This is a genomic window from Lentzea sp. NPDC037011 (assembly GCF_055607425.1).
Genome location: NZ_JBVJRT010000027.1, coordinates 1 through 15,731, shown reverse-complemented (window position 1 = coordinate 15,731; position 15,731 = coordinate 1). Strand labels below are relative to the sequence as shown.

The following is a 15,731-nucleotide window of genomic DNA, read 5'->3' as shown; positions in this document are numbered from 1 at the left end:
GCGGCTACTTCCTCAGCACCTGTCGACACGGCGTGTTGAGGGACGGCCTCGTTGTGGGATCAATCGCCGAGCCCGTTCGATATCCAGTTCGTGATGACGCCGGTCAAGCACGCTCCGGCAGCAGCGGCGGTCACAGCTCCAGGGCCGGCGGGCCACGCGTAGATGGCAGCACCCACGGCGCCGGCGAGACACGCCCTTGAGGTATCGGCGTACAGGCCAGTGGGGTCGATGCGGTTGACGGGGTTGCCGCCGACGTAGGCGTACCGGCTGGCGATGTCGGGCTCGAGGATCAGGCTGATGGGGTCGAGAGCAGTCCAGTTGCCGGTGGCCAAGTCGTGCCAGCGGACGCCGTGTTTGAGCCAACCGGTGTTCTCGTCAAGCAGACCTCGGGTGTGACGAATGGGGTTGGACGAGGCTGCGGTTCCGGTGGCGCTGAGCTGTTTTCCGGCGGGGTCGTAGGTGTAGGTGGCGGACACGGCTCCGGCGTTGGTGATCAGGTTGACCGGGCTGCCCTGGTTGTCGAGCGCGTAGTAGTGGACTCCGGCAGGGGTGTGCAAGGCGATGGGGGAACCGGTGGGGTCGGTGTCGATGTAGCTGGTTTGACCGTCTTTGGTGATCGACTGCAGCATCGGGACACCGTTGGTGTCGTTGCGTCCGTAGACGTAGCTCGTTGTGCTCCCCCCGGTGGTGGAGGAGACGAGCTCGTTCTGGTCGCCACCGCCCCATGTGTAGGTGCTCGAAGACGATCCTTGAGTACGGGCGGTGGTTTGGCCTGCCGCGTTGTAGGTGAAGTTGCCCCGGGTCGGGTCGGCGGTGCGGTTCCCGGCGGCGTCATGGCTGTAGCCGGTGTTCGAGATCTGGTTGCCCGTGTTGTAGGTCAGGGTCTGCGCGGTGGTGCCGTCGACCTTCGCAGTGAGCCTGTTGCCGGCCTTGTCGTAGGTGTAGGCGTAGTCGTGACCGCCGAGGTTCGAGACCGCGGTGAGCCGGTTGGAGGTGTCATAGCTGTAGAGAGACAGCGCGGAGTTCAAGTTGTCGGTCGACCACTTGATCAGACCTGTGTCGGTGCCGGCCGATGCCGACGGGCACGCTTGCCCGGCGACGTGGGGCGAGTAGCAGAACCCCGTGTCGAACGTCTTGGTCGCGTCGTTGGACGCGCGTGAGGTCCAGGTCCGTGAGATCCGACCGGCCTTGTCGAAGACGGTTTTCGTGTGGGCTGCGAAGGTGGTTCGGGAGACGTTGGCGTTGAACCAGGTGTCGGTGCGCTTGCCGTTGTCGTCATAGGCGAAAGCGGTCTTCTGCCCGTTCGGCAGGGTCATCTCGGTGACTTGGTTGGCCGCGTCGTACACGTAGCCGGTGGTACCGCGGGCGTCGGTCTTCGACGTCAGGTTGCCTGCCTTGTCGTAGCCGTAGGACAGTGTGCCGCCGCCGGAGGTCGCGGTGCGCGAGGTGACCCGGTTCTGAGCGTCGTAGGTGAACGTCGTCGTGCCCGAGGCGTCGGTCCGGGTGAGCACGTTCCCGGCATCGTCGTAGGTGAAGGCCACGTCGGGCGTGGTGTCGGAGTACTGGATGGTCTTGACCCGGTCGGCGCGGTCGTAGGCGTAGATCGTGCGCAGTCCGCGACCGTCGCGGACTGCGTGCAGCCGTCCGAACCCGTCGTAGGAGATCACCGTCGGTGCCAGGCTCGAGCCGGCCGGCGGGGTGATGTCGGTGACCTGGTGATCGGTGTTGGCGGTGTAGTCGGTGAGGTTGTCGCGCGGGTCGGTGGAGGTGTTGAGGGTGCCGTCGGCGTTGTAGTCGACCTTCGAAGTCGCGCTCGCGGTGGCGTTGGTCGAACTGAGCGGGTTGCCGGCGCCGTCGTAGGTGAGCAGCTTGTTGTTGCCCTGTTCATCGGTACCGCCGGACGGCAGGTACCTCGCCGCTCCGGTGTTGGCGTAGGTGGCGGTGGACTTCGCCCCGGTCGGCGACGTGATGCTGGTCAGCGACTCACCGGCGTTCACGGCCGGGTCGTGCCCGAAGACGGTGACGCCTCCGGTGCCGCTGGTCGAGGTCGCGACGTCGTGGAACGGGGTGTAGGTCTTGGCCCGTCCCCGGCCGAGCGGGTCGGTCACGGACGTCACGAGTTCCTGGGCGTTGAGGAAGTAGTCGGTCTGCGGGCCGTTGGCGGGAGTGGCCTCGGTGTTGTTCGGGCTCGCGACCAGCGTCTCCCCGGCGGAGTAGTAGGTGAATCGGGTTGCCGCGCCGCCGGCCGGGTTCTCCTGGGTCACTTTCTTGACCCGGTGCGAGGTGTCGTACTGGATGGCCGTCTGCTTGCCGGCGCCGTTGGTGATCGTGGTCAGATCGCCGGTGGTCGCGTCGTAGCCGAAGCGGGTGTCCCGCGAGGTCGGGTCGGTGATCTTGGTCAGCTTGCCTGAGGTGTAGGTGTAGACGACGCTGCGGGGAGTGCCTTCGTCGCCGGTCTGGGCGATGGTGGTGAGGTTGCCCGACCAGGTGAGGTTCGCCGTCCGGGCACCGGTACCGCCGCGGGTCGACACGATCTGGGTCAGCTTGCCGGAGGTGTAGGTGAACGTGGAGGTCTGGGCGTTGCGGTCCCTGATCGACACCAGCCGTCCGGTCGAGTCGAACGCCGACACCGAGTTGCTGTCGTGGTCGGTGATCGTCCAGCCCGAGGCGGTCTTCACCATCGCGACCTTGAAACCGGCAGGTGCCGTGTACGCCGTCGCACCGGAGGGCTGGAACAGGCCCTCGCGGCCTTCGGGCGCGAGGTAGAGCACGGAGTTGTCGGAGTTCAGGACCACCTTGGTGTCCTGGCCGACCCTCATCGCCCATCCTGCGCCGGCCGATCCGGACGGCAGCGCGGCGCCCGTGCCCAGACGCAGGCTGTTGTAGGTCAGACCCAGCTGAAGATCGCCCTGGATGCCGGGCAGCGCCAGGTCGGAGGTCGTGACCAGCAGATTGCCGGTACCGACGTCGACCGACGCGGACACCTTGTCGGAGATCGAGAATGGAATCCGGGTCGCCGATGGGCGAGGACCGGTCATGCCTGCAGTCAGTACTGCGGCGGCCTCTGCCGGAGTCGGCGCAACCGCGACGACACTGCCGGAAAGCAGCATCAGCGCAACCACTGCGGCGTTCACCGAACGACGGCACAGCATACTTCGGTTTAACAAATCATCCCCTTGGGCTGTGAATGGACTTCCTGTGTTTTCGCGCGATGTTCGTGACCGCACGGCCACGCCACACGATGCCGACGCACCTGCACTCGGACAACACGCCACCATCCCGACATGGCGCGACATGCCCTGACCAGGCTCTACCTCCGAGCATGGGATGACTGCCATACTGGCCCGTGACACCTGAGCTTGGGGAGGGCGGTAGGTGTGCCGGAAGGGAACGAAGAACTCGCGTGCCACCTTGCGAAGCTCAAGCAGCGGAGCGGACTGAGCTATTCCGAGTTGGGCAGAAAAGCACACGTCAGCAGTTCCACCCTGCACAGGTATTGCTCTGGAAAAACAGTCCCGCCCGACTACCAGACCGTAGTCGGAATTGCCACGGCCTGTTCAGCCGATGACGTGGAACTGGTCGAACTGCTCGCGCAGTGGAGGGCGGCGACAGGCCGACCGGTGATGCCGCACACCGCGGATCGAGCACCGGAACCTCGTGCACTTCCTCGGTCTCTGCCGCGCACGCGCGCCCTGTCCCGGGTGTGCGTCGTGCTCATGCTCGCGCTCGTCCTGGTGTCGCTGGCAGCCAGCGGCACGGACGTCGGACCCGTTGCCGCGCAGCGGCAGATCACCGGTCCGTCCTGGCAGCGCGAGCAGCCGCTGGCTCCGTCGCTGTTCGGCGTGACGGCATCCTCGTCGAGCGGGGTGATGCCGTCGTTCCGGGTCGGCAGTCTGCGGTTCTGGGACAGCGGTACGCGGTGGGCGAGGCTGCAGCCGCGGCGCGACACCTATGACTGGACCGTCCTCGACCGCCTCGTCGTCGGCGCGCGGAAGGCAGATCTGCCGGCCACGCTGGTGTTCGGCGGCACACCGGAGTGGGCCGCGCCCGCCGGGCCGAAGGCACCGTACGGAGACGGTTCGCGTAGCGCGCCGCCCGACGACCTGACCGTGTGGGAACAGTTCGTCAGCGCAGTGGCAACCCGTTACCACGGCCGGATCGACGCCTATGAGGTCTGGGTCCACGCCAACGACCAGCGCTACTTCTCCGGTACGACGGCCACTCTGGTCGAGATGACCAAGCTTGCCGGGCGCGCCATCAAGGCCGCCGACCCGCAAGCGGTCGTGGTGTGCCCCTCGATCGATCGGCTGTGGACGTACGAGGGCCGCTCCGTACTGCGCGAATTCACCGAGCTGCGCGGCTACGACCACTGCGATGTCGCAGGACTCAAACTGCATCAGCAACGCGCGGCTGACCCGCCGGAAACCATGATCGACCTCCTGCAACAGATCGACGGTGCCCTGCACGACGCGGGCGTGCACCCACGCCTGTGGAACACCGGTGTCACCTATGAATACGTGCGCGACGAACGGCTGGACGAGCAGCGTGCGATCGACTACGCCACACGCTTCTACCTGGTCGCGATCCACGGCTCCCGCTTCAACCTCGAACGAACCTACTTCTACAACTGGGGCGGTGGCGGCCTGCCCATCACGCTGCAGACCGTCGGCAGCCCACCCACGAGCGCCGCACTCGCGGTGGAGGAGCTGCAACGGTGGCTGACCCGCACCAGGACCCGGGGATGCGGTCAAGGGCTCGCCGTCGGCCTGCCTGCCACCGTGTGGCAATGCGAGTTCACCGCGGACGACGGTCAGCTGCTCACGATCCGCTGGACCCACGAGCACACCGCGACGACAGCCCTCCCACCAGACGCCACAGAGGTGCGCACCCTCGACGGCACCAGCCGGCCAGTGCACGCAGGCGACAGCCTCACGGTCACCGGGACACCGGTACTCATCGTGCAGCTGCCAAGGGACTAGAAAGGCGAGTCCGCCCGGACAAGATCGTTGAGGGATCGGACGTCCCGAGAGGGCGGGGAGGAAGGCTCAATCGGTACGCCCGCGCGATCTGTCTGCCCAGCGGTATGACGTCCGTCAGCAAGTCTCGAATGGTTGCCACTGCACGGCAGCGCTACGTCTCACCGAGCTGATTCCCGCACTTCATGCATCACGACGACCAACTTCGATCTGTCGCCGCTGACTTGCTCCACGCGACGCGCAGGTGGTCGCGCACGCCGCGCGGACCGCCTCCGCCGCACCGCGGCTCGACGTGGTCCAGCCGCGCCTAACGCACGCGGGGACTCACGAAACTGGTGATCGTGCGCACCGCCACGGTCGCCCACGACAGCACCAGGGCGGCGTAGAGCACGACGGCCACGACGACGAACATCGGCGAGTGGACCTTCGCGGCCAGCGCGCTCGTGCCGGTCACCAGCGTGCCGAGGGGGAAGACGAAGCTCCACCACGTCAACGCGAACGACATCCCGGCCCGTGCCGCGCGCACGGTCGCCGCGGTCGCGATGGCCACCCACAGCAGGGCGAAGCCCCACGTGGTCGCGCCGTACAGCACGGCGAACGCGGTCTGGCCGGGCAGCACCGCGACGCCGGCGAGCAGGTTCGCGGCGGTGATCGACTGGCCGAGCGGGCCGAGCACGATCCACAGCGTCGGCACCACTTCGCCGGGGCCGTGCTGCACCAGCCGGTGCCAGATCTGCGGCACCAGGCAGACCGTCGCGAAGAGGCTCACGCCGAACAACGCGTAGCAGAGCAGGACCATCGTCTGCTGGAACTGGCCGGGCGGCAGGTGCGCGGCCAGCAGCGCGCCGGACGCCGCGGACACCATCGGCGGCACGACCGGCATCAGCCAGCCGGCGAACGGCAGCTCACCGCTGCCGAACATCCGCAGCGGCACCACGACCGACGTCACCAGGCCCAGCACGGTGCCGAGCGTCCACAGCGTCCAGTCGATCGCGAGCGCCGCGGTCAGGCCGACGAGGTCGGCGCCCAGCAGCAGCGCGCCGGTGCCGACCGTCATCAACCCCATCGCGGGCGCGCCCCAGAAGTGCGCCATCACCGGGTCGCGCAGCTGCGCGCGCACGGTCGCCCACGTCCAGCTGCGGACTGCGGCAACCGTGAGGAACACCAGCAGTGCCGCGTCCAGCAGCCACACGAACGTCGCCGCGGTGCGCAGACCGGGGACGTGCAGCGGGAGCGAGGCAGCCGCAGTGGCGACGATGCCGGTGCCCATCACGGACGCGAACAGGTTGGGGCCGAAGGGCGCCGCTCGTCGCACCTCATGGGGCACGGTGTGTGGGTGAGGTGCGAGAGCGGTCACGACACCAAGGTGCCCTGCGCGCGCCCACCTCGGTAGGCACCGATCTCCGATGACGACATAGGCTGCCCCTATGCCTTTGCCGGGACGCGTCACCGACCTCGTCAGCTACGAGCTGCTGCTGAGCGTCGCGGAGCTCGGCAGCATCGGCCGTGCCGCGAAGGCCCACGGCATGTCCCAGCCGTCGGCGAGCGAACGCCTCCGGGTGCTGGAGGCCCGCGTCGGCGTGGCGCTGCTCGAACGCACCTCGCGCGGCGCGACGCTCACCACGGCGGGGCAGCTCGTCGCCGGTTGGGCGGCACCGGTGCTCGCGAAGGCGGCGGACCTCGACGCCGGTCTGACGAGCCTGCGCGCCGACCGGCAGAGCCACCTGAAGGTCGCCGCGAGCCTGACCGTGGCCGAGTACCTGCTGCCGGCGTGGCTGATCGCGTTGCGCACGGTCAGCCCGGACACCGCGACCGTCCTGACGGCGGGCAACTCCGCGCACGTCGCCGACCAGGTGCTCGCCGACCGCGCCGACCTGGGTTTCATCGAGAGCACCGACGTGCCCGCCGGTCTCGACAGCCGCGTCGTCGGCCACGACGAGCTGGTGCTGGTCGTCGCGCCCGGCCACCCGTGGGCCCGCCGCCGCAGGATCACCGCTGCCACGCTGGCCGCCACGCCGCTGGTGTCGCGCGAACAGGGCTCAGGCACCCGGCAGGCGCTGCGGTCGGCGCTGCGCGGGATCGACCTGGAGATCACCGCGGACCCGTTGCTGGAGATGTCCTCGACCACCGCGATCAAGGCGGCGGCCACCGGCGGCATCGGCCCGGCCGTGCTCAGCGCCCACGCGGTCGCCACCGACCTGGCGACCCGCGCGCTGGTCCGCGTCGAGGTGACCGACCTCAACCTCGACCGCGCGCTGCGCGCCGTGTGGACCAGGGGCAGGGCACCCCGCGGCCCCGCCTCCGACCTGTTGACCATCGCGATGCGTACGCTTCCACCCCGTGGCGACCGGCGGTAGCAAACAAGTGCGCGCGGCACGCAAACGCCGCAAGCGGATGGCGCGCGTCGCCCACGACCTCTCCGACGCGCAGTGGGACGCGCTGAAGTCCTCGTGGGGCGGCTGCGCCTACTGCGGTTCCGCGGCCGGTTCGTTGCAGAAGGACTGCGTGCAGGCGTTGTCGCGCGGTGGCCGGTACACGCTGGGCAACGTCGTGCCCGCGTGCGGGTCGTGCAACGCCAGCAAGTGCAATGCCGAGGTCACCGGGTGGTTGCGGCGCAAGAAGCTGGACGAGAAGGCGTTCCTGTTGCGCCACCACGAGATCTCGTCGGTGCTCACGACGCGGTTCGGGCAGCCCTAGGCGGCGTTGCGGATGGCGGAGTAGCTCCTGAAGAGTGCGTCCCACGCGTCACGGCACCGCTGGTCCAACCGGGGATCGGCGGTCTGACCGCCCGCGGCGAACCACGGTTCGCACGACTGGATCTCCCCGAGCTGCTTGCGCACGTCCGCGACGGCGCTGCGGGTCGTGGGCGAGAGCCGGTCGCCCTTCTTCTCCACCTCGCCGATCACCTCGGACACGTCCGGCATGACCTTCGCGCAGTTGTCGGCGGGGTCGACGGGCTCGCCGCGCAGGCGGGTGACGCAGGAGGTGAGGAGGGTGCCGATGGCGTCGAGGCGGGCGTGCTGGTCGGCCAGCGGCGAGACGGTCTGCTCGGGGGCGGACGTCGGCGCGATCGCGGGGACCGACGTCTCGGAGCCGCAGGCGCTCAGCAGCAGCGCGAGTGCGACGAGGTGACGCTTGTGCATGGTTGACGAGCTACCACATCTTCTGGCGAATGGGTCTTGGCGGCGGGCTGCCGCCGCTATCCTGCCGCGTGCGCGGGCTGCTGTCAGCGGGAACACGCCAGAGGAGGGGCCATCACCAGGGTGAACGTGCTGGGGCCGCTGGAGGTGTGGCGGGACGGCAGCCGGATGGGCCTGGGCGGGGTGAAGCAGCGGGCGTTGCTCGCTCATCTCGCGTTGAACGCGAACAGCGCCGTGTCCCTCGACCAGATCGTCGAGGTCCTCTGGCCGAAGAGCAAGCCGCGGTCCGTGGTCGCGAACGTCCGCACGTACGTGTGGCAGTTGCGGCAGGTCCTCGGCGAATGCCTGCGCACGAACGGCACGGGTTACGTGCTGGCGTTGACGCCCGACGAGCTCGACGCGCTGCGGTTCGAGCACCTGGTCACCGAGGCGCGCACCAGCGGCGACGCACTCGACCTGCTGCGGACCGCGGAGGGGTTGTGGCGCGGCCGGCCGGTCGAGGACCTGCCGGAGAACGACGCGTGGCAGCCCGTGATCACCCGGTTGGAGGAAGTGCGGCTGACGGCGACCGAGCAGCGGCTGGCGTTGCAGGTGGCACGGGGACAGGGCGACGAGGTCATCGCGGAGATGCGCGCCCTCCTCGAAGTGCACCCCTATCGCGAGAGCATCTGCTATCAGCTGATGATCGCGTTGAAGCGCACGAACCAGCGCGTCGAGGCGTTGAAGGTCTACACGGACATGCGCGCACGGCTCGCGAACGATCTGGGACTCGAACCCGGCCCTGTGCTGAAAGAGGCACATCTCGCCGTGCTGCGCGGCGAAGAAGAAGACAACGCACCGCCGATCCGGCAGCTACCGCCGTCGGTCGCCGACTTCTGCGGACGCGCCACGGAGATCGCCGAGCTCGCCGAAGCGTTGCGCGACAGCGGCAAGGTGGCGGTCGCGGGCGTGACCGGCGCTCCGGGCGTGGGCAAGTCGACGCTCGCGGTCAGGGTGGCGCACGAGGTCGCCGCGCACTTCCCGGACGGGCAGCTCTACGTCGACCTCGGCGGCACGGCCGAACGACCGCGCGACCCGGCCGACGTGCTCACCGAACTGCTGCACGCGCTGGGGGTCACCGGTGCGGGGCTGCCGTCGCGGGAGGCGGGGCGGGCGGCGTTGTTCCGCTCGAAGCTCGCGGGGCGGCGGGTGCTGGTGGTGCTCGACGACGCGGCGTCGGTGCGGCAGGTGCAGCCGTTGCTGCCGGGTGCGGCGGGGTGCGGGGTGCTCTTCACGAGCAGGCGGCGGCTGTCGGAGCTGCCCGGTGCGCGGCAGGTGGAGCTGCTGCCGTTCGCACCGGCGGAGGCAGCGGAGCTGCTGACCGGGATCGCCGGACGCGATCGGGTGGAAGCCGAGCCGGACGAGGCGGCGGCGATCACGGCGGCCTGCGGGCACCTGCCGCTCGCGATCAGGGTCGCGGGCGCGCGGCTGGCCGGTCGGGGCGGGTGGCCGTTGCGGGTGCTGCGGGCGCGGCTGGTGGACGAGTCGACGCGGCTGCGCGAGCTGTCCTCCGGTGAGCTGGCGGTGCGGGCGAGCTTCGACCTGAGCGTGCGGCAGCTGCCTGCCGACGAGGCGGCCGCGTTCGTGCGGCTGGCGCTGCTGGGGCCGCACGACTTCCCCGGCTGGGTCGTGGACGCGCTGCTGGACCGGCCGGGCAGCGAGCACCTGCTCGACGGGCTGGTCGACGCGCACCTGCTGGAGGCGTGCGGGACCGACCGCCTCGGGCAGCCCCGCTACCGGTTGCACGACCTGCTGCGGTGCCACGCCCTGGAGCTGGCCGACGCGCTCCCGGACCGGGCGGAGACGCTCGACCGCACGCTGCGCACGTGGTTGTGGCTCGCCGTCACGGCGGCACGTCGGCTGCCGGTCACGTTCGGCACGACCATCGCCCCGGTCGCCGCGGTGCGGGCGCCCGAGCACCTGCTGGCCGAACCGGTCGGGTGGTTCGAGGCGGAACGGCGCACGCTGTGCGGCGCGGTCGAGCTGGCCGCGGCGGCCGGGCTCGACGACGTGGCGTGGCAGCTGGCGGCGGCGTGCGTGCCGTACTTCGACCTGCACAGCCATTACGACGACTGGGCGCGCACCCACCGGCGGGCGCTGGCGGTCACGAGGTCCGCCGAGGGCAGGGCGGCGTTGCTGCGGGGCATCGCGCAGGTGCACATCTACCGCGACGAGTTCGACGACGCCGAACGCGGCATGCTCGCGGCGCGGGACCTCTACCGCGTGGCCGGCGACCCGCGCGGCCAGGGCATCTCGATCGCGGGCGTGGGCACGGTCTGGCGGCTGCGCGGCGAGCACGAGCGGGCGATGGCCTGCTACACCGAGGCGCTGGAGCTGCTGGAGACGGCCGGTGACCTGCACTCCGTCGCCCACCTGCGGGCGTCGGTCGGCGGGGTGCACGGTTCGCTGGGCGACCAGGAGTCGGCGCGCGTGTGGCTGATGAGCGGCCGCAGGCTCGCGGCGGACCTCGGTGACGCGCACCGGGAGGCGTTGGTGCTGGTCCGGCTCTCCGCCCTGCACCGCTCCCTGGGCGAGCACGACGCCGAGCTCGTCTCCGCGCGCAGGGCCGTGTCGATCCTGCAGGACCTCACCGACGAGCGGTGCACGGCGTTCGCGCAGGTGGAGCTGGCCGAGGCGCTGCTGTCGAACGGCTGCCCGGAGGCCGCGCACGACCTGGTGCAGCAGGCGCTGGAGACCTACCGCCGCACCGGCAACCGGGAGGGCGAACCCGCCGCGCTGCGCACGCTGGCGCGCGCGGCGGGTGCACTCGGTCAGTTGCTGTTGCCGGGCTTCCAGCCGAGGTAGTTGCTGAAGTAGCCGACCGAGCCGGCGTGGCCGATCTTGCCGCCGACGCTGGTCGACCAGAAGCCGCCGTTGCCGTCGGCGATGCCCACGTGGCCGTACTGGCTGATGTTCCAGAAGACGAACGCGCCCTTGGGCGGCGTGCCCGTGGTGCGGCGGGTGCCGTCGGAGGACCGCCAGTGGTCGATCGCCGAGGCGTGGTGCGTGGCGCGGTCCCACGCGAGCCGCACGGCGCGTTCGCAGTAGCCCTCGTAGGCGGTGCTGCCGCGGCGGCTGGACATCCAGTTGACGGCACCGGCCGCCGTCTGCTGGATCGTGAAGTCGCCCTCGGCCGCCGGCACGGACGCGGTGTCCTCGAGCCACGGCGCCGCGACCTCGACCGCGCTGGTGCCGGTGTACTGCTCGGTGGCGTTGGCGGGGGCGGCGGTGCTGATCAGAGCCGCGCCCAGTACGCCGACGACCGCGGCCGTCACTGTGGTGAAACGCATCGGAGAATCCCCTCTTCGCATGACCTGCTGTGTCGCGGTCAGGAGCCTTGCCGCATCCCATCCACGGCCGATACACCGCGGATACACCCGGGGTGCCGGTGCCGGTGGGTCAGGCGCGGACGCAGGACTGCTCATCAGCCGGTGCTTCCTGTTGCTGTGACTGACTTTTCGCTGCTCCTACTCCTGGACGGACGCGGCCGGTTTGGGCGTGAAAGCGCGATCACCCCGGCGGCGGTGAGCACGACGGCCGCGCCGAGCAGCAAGGCCGGCTGGTAGCCGCGGCTGAGCAGCGGGGACGCCAGCAGCGGGCCCGCGACCTGACCAGCGGAGTAGCCGGCCGTCAGCAGGGCGGCGGAGTTCGGGTGCAGGCCGGCGCCGAGGTTCAGCGCGGTGAGGGCGATGCCGAGGAACGTGGCGCCGAACAGGACGAAGGCCAGGACCACGACGACCGGGTCCGTGCTCAGCGCGGGCAGTGCGATGCCGGCGGCCTGCACCACGAGTGCGCCGGTCAACGCGCGCCGCTGGTCGAGGCGGGCGAGCAGGAACGGTGACGCGGCGGCGGCCAGGCCGGTCAGTACCCACGCGCCGCTGCCCAGTGGACCGGCGGCGGCGACCAGGAACGTCCCGGCGATGATGTAGCCGACGCCTTCGAGCGCGTACCCCGCGAACAGCCAGGGGAACGAGCCGCCGCGCGCGGTCGCGGTACGAGGGCGCGGAACCGGGCGCAGCTGCCAGGCCAGGGCGGTGAACAGCGCGGACAGGCCCGCGACCAGCCACCACGAGACCTGCCAGCGGCTGTCGGCGAGCACGACCACCCCGGACAGTGCGATGCCGGCGCCGACACCGCTCATCCCCCAGCCGGGCCGGGTGCTGACGGCGAGCACGAAGACCAGCGCGCTGGCCGCCCCCGCGATGAACCGCAGCGCGGACCACGCCACGACGCCGTGGGTCAGCGGCATGCCCGCCAGCGACAGCGTGAGCACCACCAGCGCCGCCCGGTGCACCGCCCGTGTGTGCAGCCGCGCGGCCGTCGCGGCCACCGCCCCCGCGAAGTAGCCGAGGTAGTTGGCCGTGGCCAGACCGGCGCCTGCCGACGCGGTGAGCCCGGCCTGGGCGGTCATCAGCGGCAGGATCGGCGTGTAGGCGAACCGGCCGAGGCCCATGCCCGCCGCGAGGGCAACGGCAGCGCGGGCACTCACCGTCGGACCACCCGACGCCACAAAGGGTCCACTTCGGACTGCACGACGAGTTCGACTTCCATGCTCCCATCGTGCGTTCGCACACCCGTGATCTCCACGACCGTCCATCTCTCTGGTGGAAGGCGCAGCCTCCTACGATGAGACCGTGGAGCTGCGTCAACTCAGGTACTTCGTGACCGTCGCCGAGGAGCTGCACTTCGGCCGGGCGGCCGCGCGGCTGCTGATCGCGGGGCCGTCGTTGTCGCAACAGGTCAAGGCGCTGGAACGGTCGCTGGGCGTGGCGCTGTTCGACCGGGACCGCCGCACGGTGGCGCTGACGGCGGCCGGGGCGGCGTTGCTGCCCGAGGTGCGGGCGCTGCTCGACCGGGCCGACGAGCTGCGCAAGCAGGCGCAGCAGCTGTCCGGGTCGTCGCCGGTGCGGATCGGCTACGTGAACTGGGTGCCGCCGGACCTGTCGCTGCGCACCGCCGGGGTTGCACCGCTCTACGTCGACGCCTGGGTGGTGCCGTCGCACGCGCAGGCCGCGCGGGTCGCCGACGGCAGCCTCGACCTCGCGGTGTGCTGGGTGCGGGCGGCCGACCTCGACCGGCTCGGGCTCGCCGCCGACCTGCTCGGCGCCGACCGGCTCTACGCGGTCTCCCCCGGCACCGACACGAGCCCGGTGCGCGCGCGGGACCTGGCGGTGCTGGTCGACGACGACGTGACCTCGTGGCGGTCGTGGAACGAGTACGCCGAGGAGCTCGCGGAGTTCTCCGGCGCGAGGGTCGTGCGGATCGACAACGGCGCGATCACCGGGCCCGCGTTCTTCGACCACGTGCGGCGCTGCGTCACACCGGTGCTGAACTCGCCCAAGGGCCAGACCACGCCGCTGCCGCCGGACCTGGTGGCGCGCCCGGTCGTCGAGCCGGAGGTGCTGTGGACGTGGTCGCTGGTGCGGCGGGCCGACGAGGTGCGGCCGACCGTGCTGGCCGCGGCCGAGGCGATCACACGGGGCGTGGGCGACCTGGGGCTGCACCGGCCCGGCGTGTGGCTGCCCGCCGACGACCCGTGGCGCGCGTCTCGGCCGGTTCCGAGCGGGTCGCCGCCGGAACGCGCGTAACGGTCACCCTGGTGAGGATCGCGCCGGGGGTGGAACGGGCATGGGCGCTGTCGTGACGGGCACCCCCGTACCGTGAAGGACGTGAGCACCACTCTCGGCACCCAGTTCGCCACCGCCGTCCCGGAGATGGCCGTCGCCTGGGAGGCGGCGGAGGTCGGGGACCCGACCCTGCTGGCCCTCAACGAGCCGCTGGCCGGCGAGCTCGGCCTCGACCCCGCCTGGCTGCGCACCGGCGACGGCCTGCGGTTCCTCACCGGCAACGCGGCGGAGGGCGTCGCCCAGGCCTACGCGGGCCACCAGTTCGGCGGCTACTCCCCCAGGCTGGGTGACGGCCGTGCGCTGCTGCTCGGCGAGATCGAGGTCGACGGGCAGCTGCGGGACCTGCACCTCAAGGGCTCTGGCCGGACGCCGTTCGCCCGCGGTGGTGACGGGCTGGCGGCGGTCGGGCCGATGCTGCGCGAGTTCGTCGTCAGCGAGGCGATGCACGCGCTGGGCGTGCCGACCACCCGGTCGCTCGCGGTCGTGGGCACGGGCGCCACCGTGCACCGCGAGACGCCGTTGCCGGGTGCGGTGCTGGCACGGGTGGCGGCGAGCCACCTGCGGGTCGGGAGCTTCCAGTACGCGCGCAACACCGGTGACCTGGACCTGCTGCGGCGGCTGGCGGACCACGCGATCGCACGCCACTACCCCGGCCGTTCCTACCTGGAGTTCTTCCGCGAGGTCGTCGGCAGGCAGGCGAGGCTCATCGCCCAGTGGATGCACCTCGGGTTCATCCACGGCGTGATGAACACCGACAACATGACGATCTCGGGCGAGACGATCGACTACGGGCCGTGCGCGTTCATGGAGGCGTACGACCCGGCGACGGTGTACAGCTCGATCGACCACCGCGGCCGGTACGCGTACGGCAACCAGCCGGGCATCGGGCAGTGGAACCTCGCACGGCTCGCGGAGGCGTTGCTGCCGCTCTTCGACGAGGACGAGGACGCGGCGGTCAAGAAGGCCGTCGGCGTGCTGGAGGAGTTCGAGGGCCGGTACCTGACGGCGTGGCAGGAGGGCATGCGGGCCAAGCTGGGCGGTGCCGGTGACGACCAGCTGATCGGGGACCTGCTCAAGCTGCTGCACGAGAACCACGTCGACCACACGTCGTTCTTCCACCACCTGACCAGGGGCAACCCGCGCGACCTCGTCCTGGACCTGGCGGGCATCGACGCGTGGCTCGCGCGGTGGCGTGCGGAGGGCCCGGACACGGCGGCGATGGCGGCGGTGAACCCGGTCTACGTGCCGCGCAACCACCTGGTCGAGGAGGCGCTCGCGGCGGCGACCGGGGGTGACCTGGGGCCGTTCGAGCGGCTGCTGGACGCGGTGCGCCGGCCCTACGACGAGCGCGAGGGGCTGGAGCGGTACGCGGAACCGGCCCCGCGCGACTTCAGCGAGAGCTACCAGACATTCTGTGGCACATGAACCTGTTCCCGATCGGGCACGTCGAGTCACCGCTCACCGACCGCGCTTCCGCACCCCGCCAGGGTGACGAGGGCGCACCGGAGGCGTGGGTCGTCGTCGTGCCCCAGTACGCGCGGGCGATGGCGGAACTGCAGGCAGGCCAGGAGGTCCTGCTGCTGACCTGGCTGGACCGGGCAGACCGCGCGGTGCTCGCCGTGCACCCGCGCGGTGACGAGGACCGGCCGGAGACCGGCGTGTTCAGCACCCGGTCGCCGGACCGGCCGAACCCGATCGGCCTGCACCGGGTGCTGGTCACCGGCGTCGAGGGCCAGAAGTTCCGGGTGAGCGGCCTGGAGGCACTCGACGGCACACCGGTGGTCGACGTGAAGCCGGTCCTGGCCGACGAACGCTGACCACCTCCTCCCCTCCTTGCTGCCCGGGCATCTGCAAGAGTTGGAAGCTTCTATGTCAAGCGGTGGCGGGTAGTTGGGTGTTTGTGCTGCTCATGTCGGTTTTGAGTGCTGTGTAGACGATGTCGGAGAGGT

The 15,731-nt window shown here is 70.8% G+C and carries 12 protein-coding genes and 1 pseudogene; 8 read left to right on the top strand and 5 right to left on the bottom strand.

What is annotated here, in order from left to right; translation table 11 throughout:
• Positions 1-59: 59 nt before the first annotated feature.
• Positions 60-3,233: an RHS repeat-associated core domain-containing protein gene (locus ACZ7CH_RS40505; protein WP_470376389.1), complete on the bottom strand. Its 3,174-nt coding sequence runs from the start codon at positions 3,231-3,233 to the stop codon at positions 60-62.
• Positions 3,234-3,377: 144 nt separating this feature from the next.
• Between ACZ7CH_RS40505 and ACZ7CH_RS40500 the strand changes: the two are divergent.
• Together ACZ7CH_RS40500 and ACZ7CH_RS40495 are read left to right on the top strand one after the other, a co-directional pair.
• Positions 3,378-3,575, top strand: a pseudogene (locus ACZ7CH_RS40500) (helix-turn-helix domain-containing protein); the annotation flags it as partial.
• A 135-nt stretch (positions 3,576-3,710) separates the two neighbouring features.
• A complete protein-coding gene (locus ACZ7CH_RS40495) occupies positions 3,711-4,979 on the top strand; it encodes a hypothetical protein (protein WP_470376402.1) in 1,269 nt (422 codons plus the stop codon).
• A gap of 304 nt (positions 4,980-5,283) precedes the next feature.
• Here the strand turns inward: ACZ7CH_RS40495 and ACZ7CH_RS40490 are convergent, their stop codons facing one another.
• Positions 5,284-6,303 (bottom strand): TDT family transporter, encoded by a 1,020-nt coding sequence (locus ACZ7CH_RS40490; protein ID WP_470376388.1) that lies wholly within the window; start codon positions 6,301-6,303, stop codon positions 5,284-5,286.
• A gap of 100 nt (positions 6,304-6,403) precedes the next feature.
• On the opposite strand from ACZ7CH_RS40490, the gene ACZ7CH_RS40485 reads away from it, so the two are divergent.
• The gene (locus tag ACZ7CH_RS40485) at positions 6,404-7,333 is read left to right on the top strand and encodes a LysR family transcriptional regulator (protein ID WP_470376387.1); all 930 of its coding nucleotides are present in this window, start codon (positions 6,404-6,406) and stop codon (positions 7,331-7,333) included.
• Positions 7,317-7,673 (top strand): HNH endonuclease, encoded by a 357-nt coding sequence (locus tag ACZ7CH_RS40480; protein WP_470376386.1) that lies wholly within the window; start codon positions 7,317-7,319, stop codon positions 7,671-7,673. The genes ACZ7CH_RS40485 and ACZ7CH_RS40480 overlap by 17 nt, the downstream gene beginning before the upstream one ends.
• On the opposite strand, the gene ACZ7CH_RS40475 is transcribed toward ACZ7CH_RS40480, so the two are convergent.
• Positions 7,670-8,119, bottom strand: coding sequence for a hypothetical protein (locus ACZ7CH_RS40475; RefSeq protein ID WP_470368976.1), 450 nt, complete (start codon positions 8,117-8,119; stop codon positions 7,670-7,672). The genes ACZ7CH_RS40480 and ACZ7CH_RS40475 overlap by 4 nt on opposite strands.
• Positions 8,120-8,239: 120 nt before the next feature.
• Here ACZ7CH_RS40475 and ACZ7CH_RS40470 point away from each other — a divergent pair, with 120 nt between their 5' ends.
• Positions 8,240-10,960: an AfsR/SARP family transcriptional regulator gene (locus ACZ7CH_RS40470; RefSeq protein WP_470376385.1), complete on the top strand. Its 2,721-nt coding sequence runs from the start codon at positions 8,240-8,242 to the stop codon at positions 10,958-10,960.
• Here the strand turns inward: ACZ7CH_RS40470 and ACZ7CH_RS40465 are convergent.
• Entirely contained in the window at positions 10,927-11,445 is a 519-nt protein-coding gene (locus ACZ7CH_RS40465; RefSeq protein WP_360384475.1) for a hypothetical protein, read from the bottom strand. The two genes, ACZ7CH_RS40470 and ACZ7CH_RS40465, sit on opposite strands and share 34 nt — an antisense overlap.
• 134 nt (positions 11,446-11,579) lie before the next feature.
• Positions 11,580-12,644, bottom strand: a complete 1,065-nt coding sequence (locus ACZ7CH_RS40460) for a YbfB/YjiJ family MFS transporter (protein WP_470376384.1) — start codon at positions 12,642-12,644, stop codon at positions 11,580-11,582.
• Positions 12,645-12,789: 145 nt separating this feature from the next.
• On the opposite strand from ACZ7CH_RS40460, the gene ACZ7CH_RS40455 reads away from it, so the two are divergent.
• From ACZ7CH_RS40455 to tsaA, 3 genes are all read left to right on the top strand, one after another.
• A complete protein-coding gene (locus tag ACZ7CH_RS40455; protein WP_470376383.1) occupies positions 12,790-13,743 on the top strand; it encodes a LysR family transcriptional regulator in 954 nt (317 codons plus the stop codon).
• A gap of 81 nt (positions 13,744-13,824) precedes the next feature.
• Positions 13,825-15,207 (top strand): protein adenylyltransferase SelO, encoded by a 1,383-nt coding sequence (locus ACZ7CH_RS40450; RefSeq protein ID WP_458432665.1) that lies wholly within the window; start codon positions 13,825-13,827, stop codon positions 15,205-15,207.
• On the top strand, positions 15,204-15,599 hold the full coding sequence (gene tsaA, locus ACZ7CH_RS40445) for a tRNA (N6-threonylcarbamoyladenosine(37)-N6)-methyltransferase TrmO (protein WP_458432666.1): 396 nt from the start codon (positions 15,204-15,206) through the stop codon (positions 15,597-15,599). The genes ACZ7CH_RS40450 and tsaA overlap by 4 nt, the downstream gene beginning before the upstream one ends.
• Positions 15,600-15,731 lie beyond the last annotated feature (132 nt).

What these genes read in the sequence shown, in the direction of transcription:
- ACZ7CH_RS40485 (WP_470376387.1), top strand. Translation starts at nt 6,404, where the DNA reads ATGCCTTTGCCGGGACGCGTCACCGACCTCGTCAGCTACGAGCTGCTG.
- tsaA (WP_458432666.1), top strand. Translation starts at nt 15,204, where the DNA reads ATGAACCTGTTCCCGATCGGGCACGTCGAGTCACCGCTCACCGACCGC.
- ACZ7CH_RS40465 (WP_360384475.1), bottom strand. Translation starts at nt 11,445, where the DNA reads ATGCGTTTCACCACAGTGACGGCCGCGGTCGTCGGCGTACTGGGCGCG.
- ACZ7CH_RS40475 (WP_470368976.1), bottom strand. Translation starts at nt 8,119, where the DNA reads ATGCACAAGCGTCACCTCGTCGCACTCGCGCTGCTGCTGAGCGCCTGC.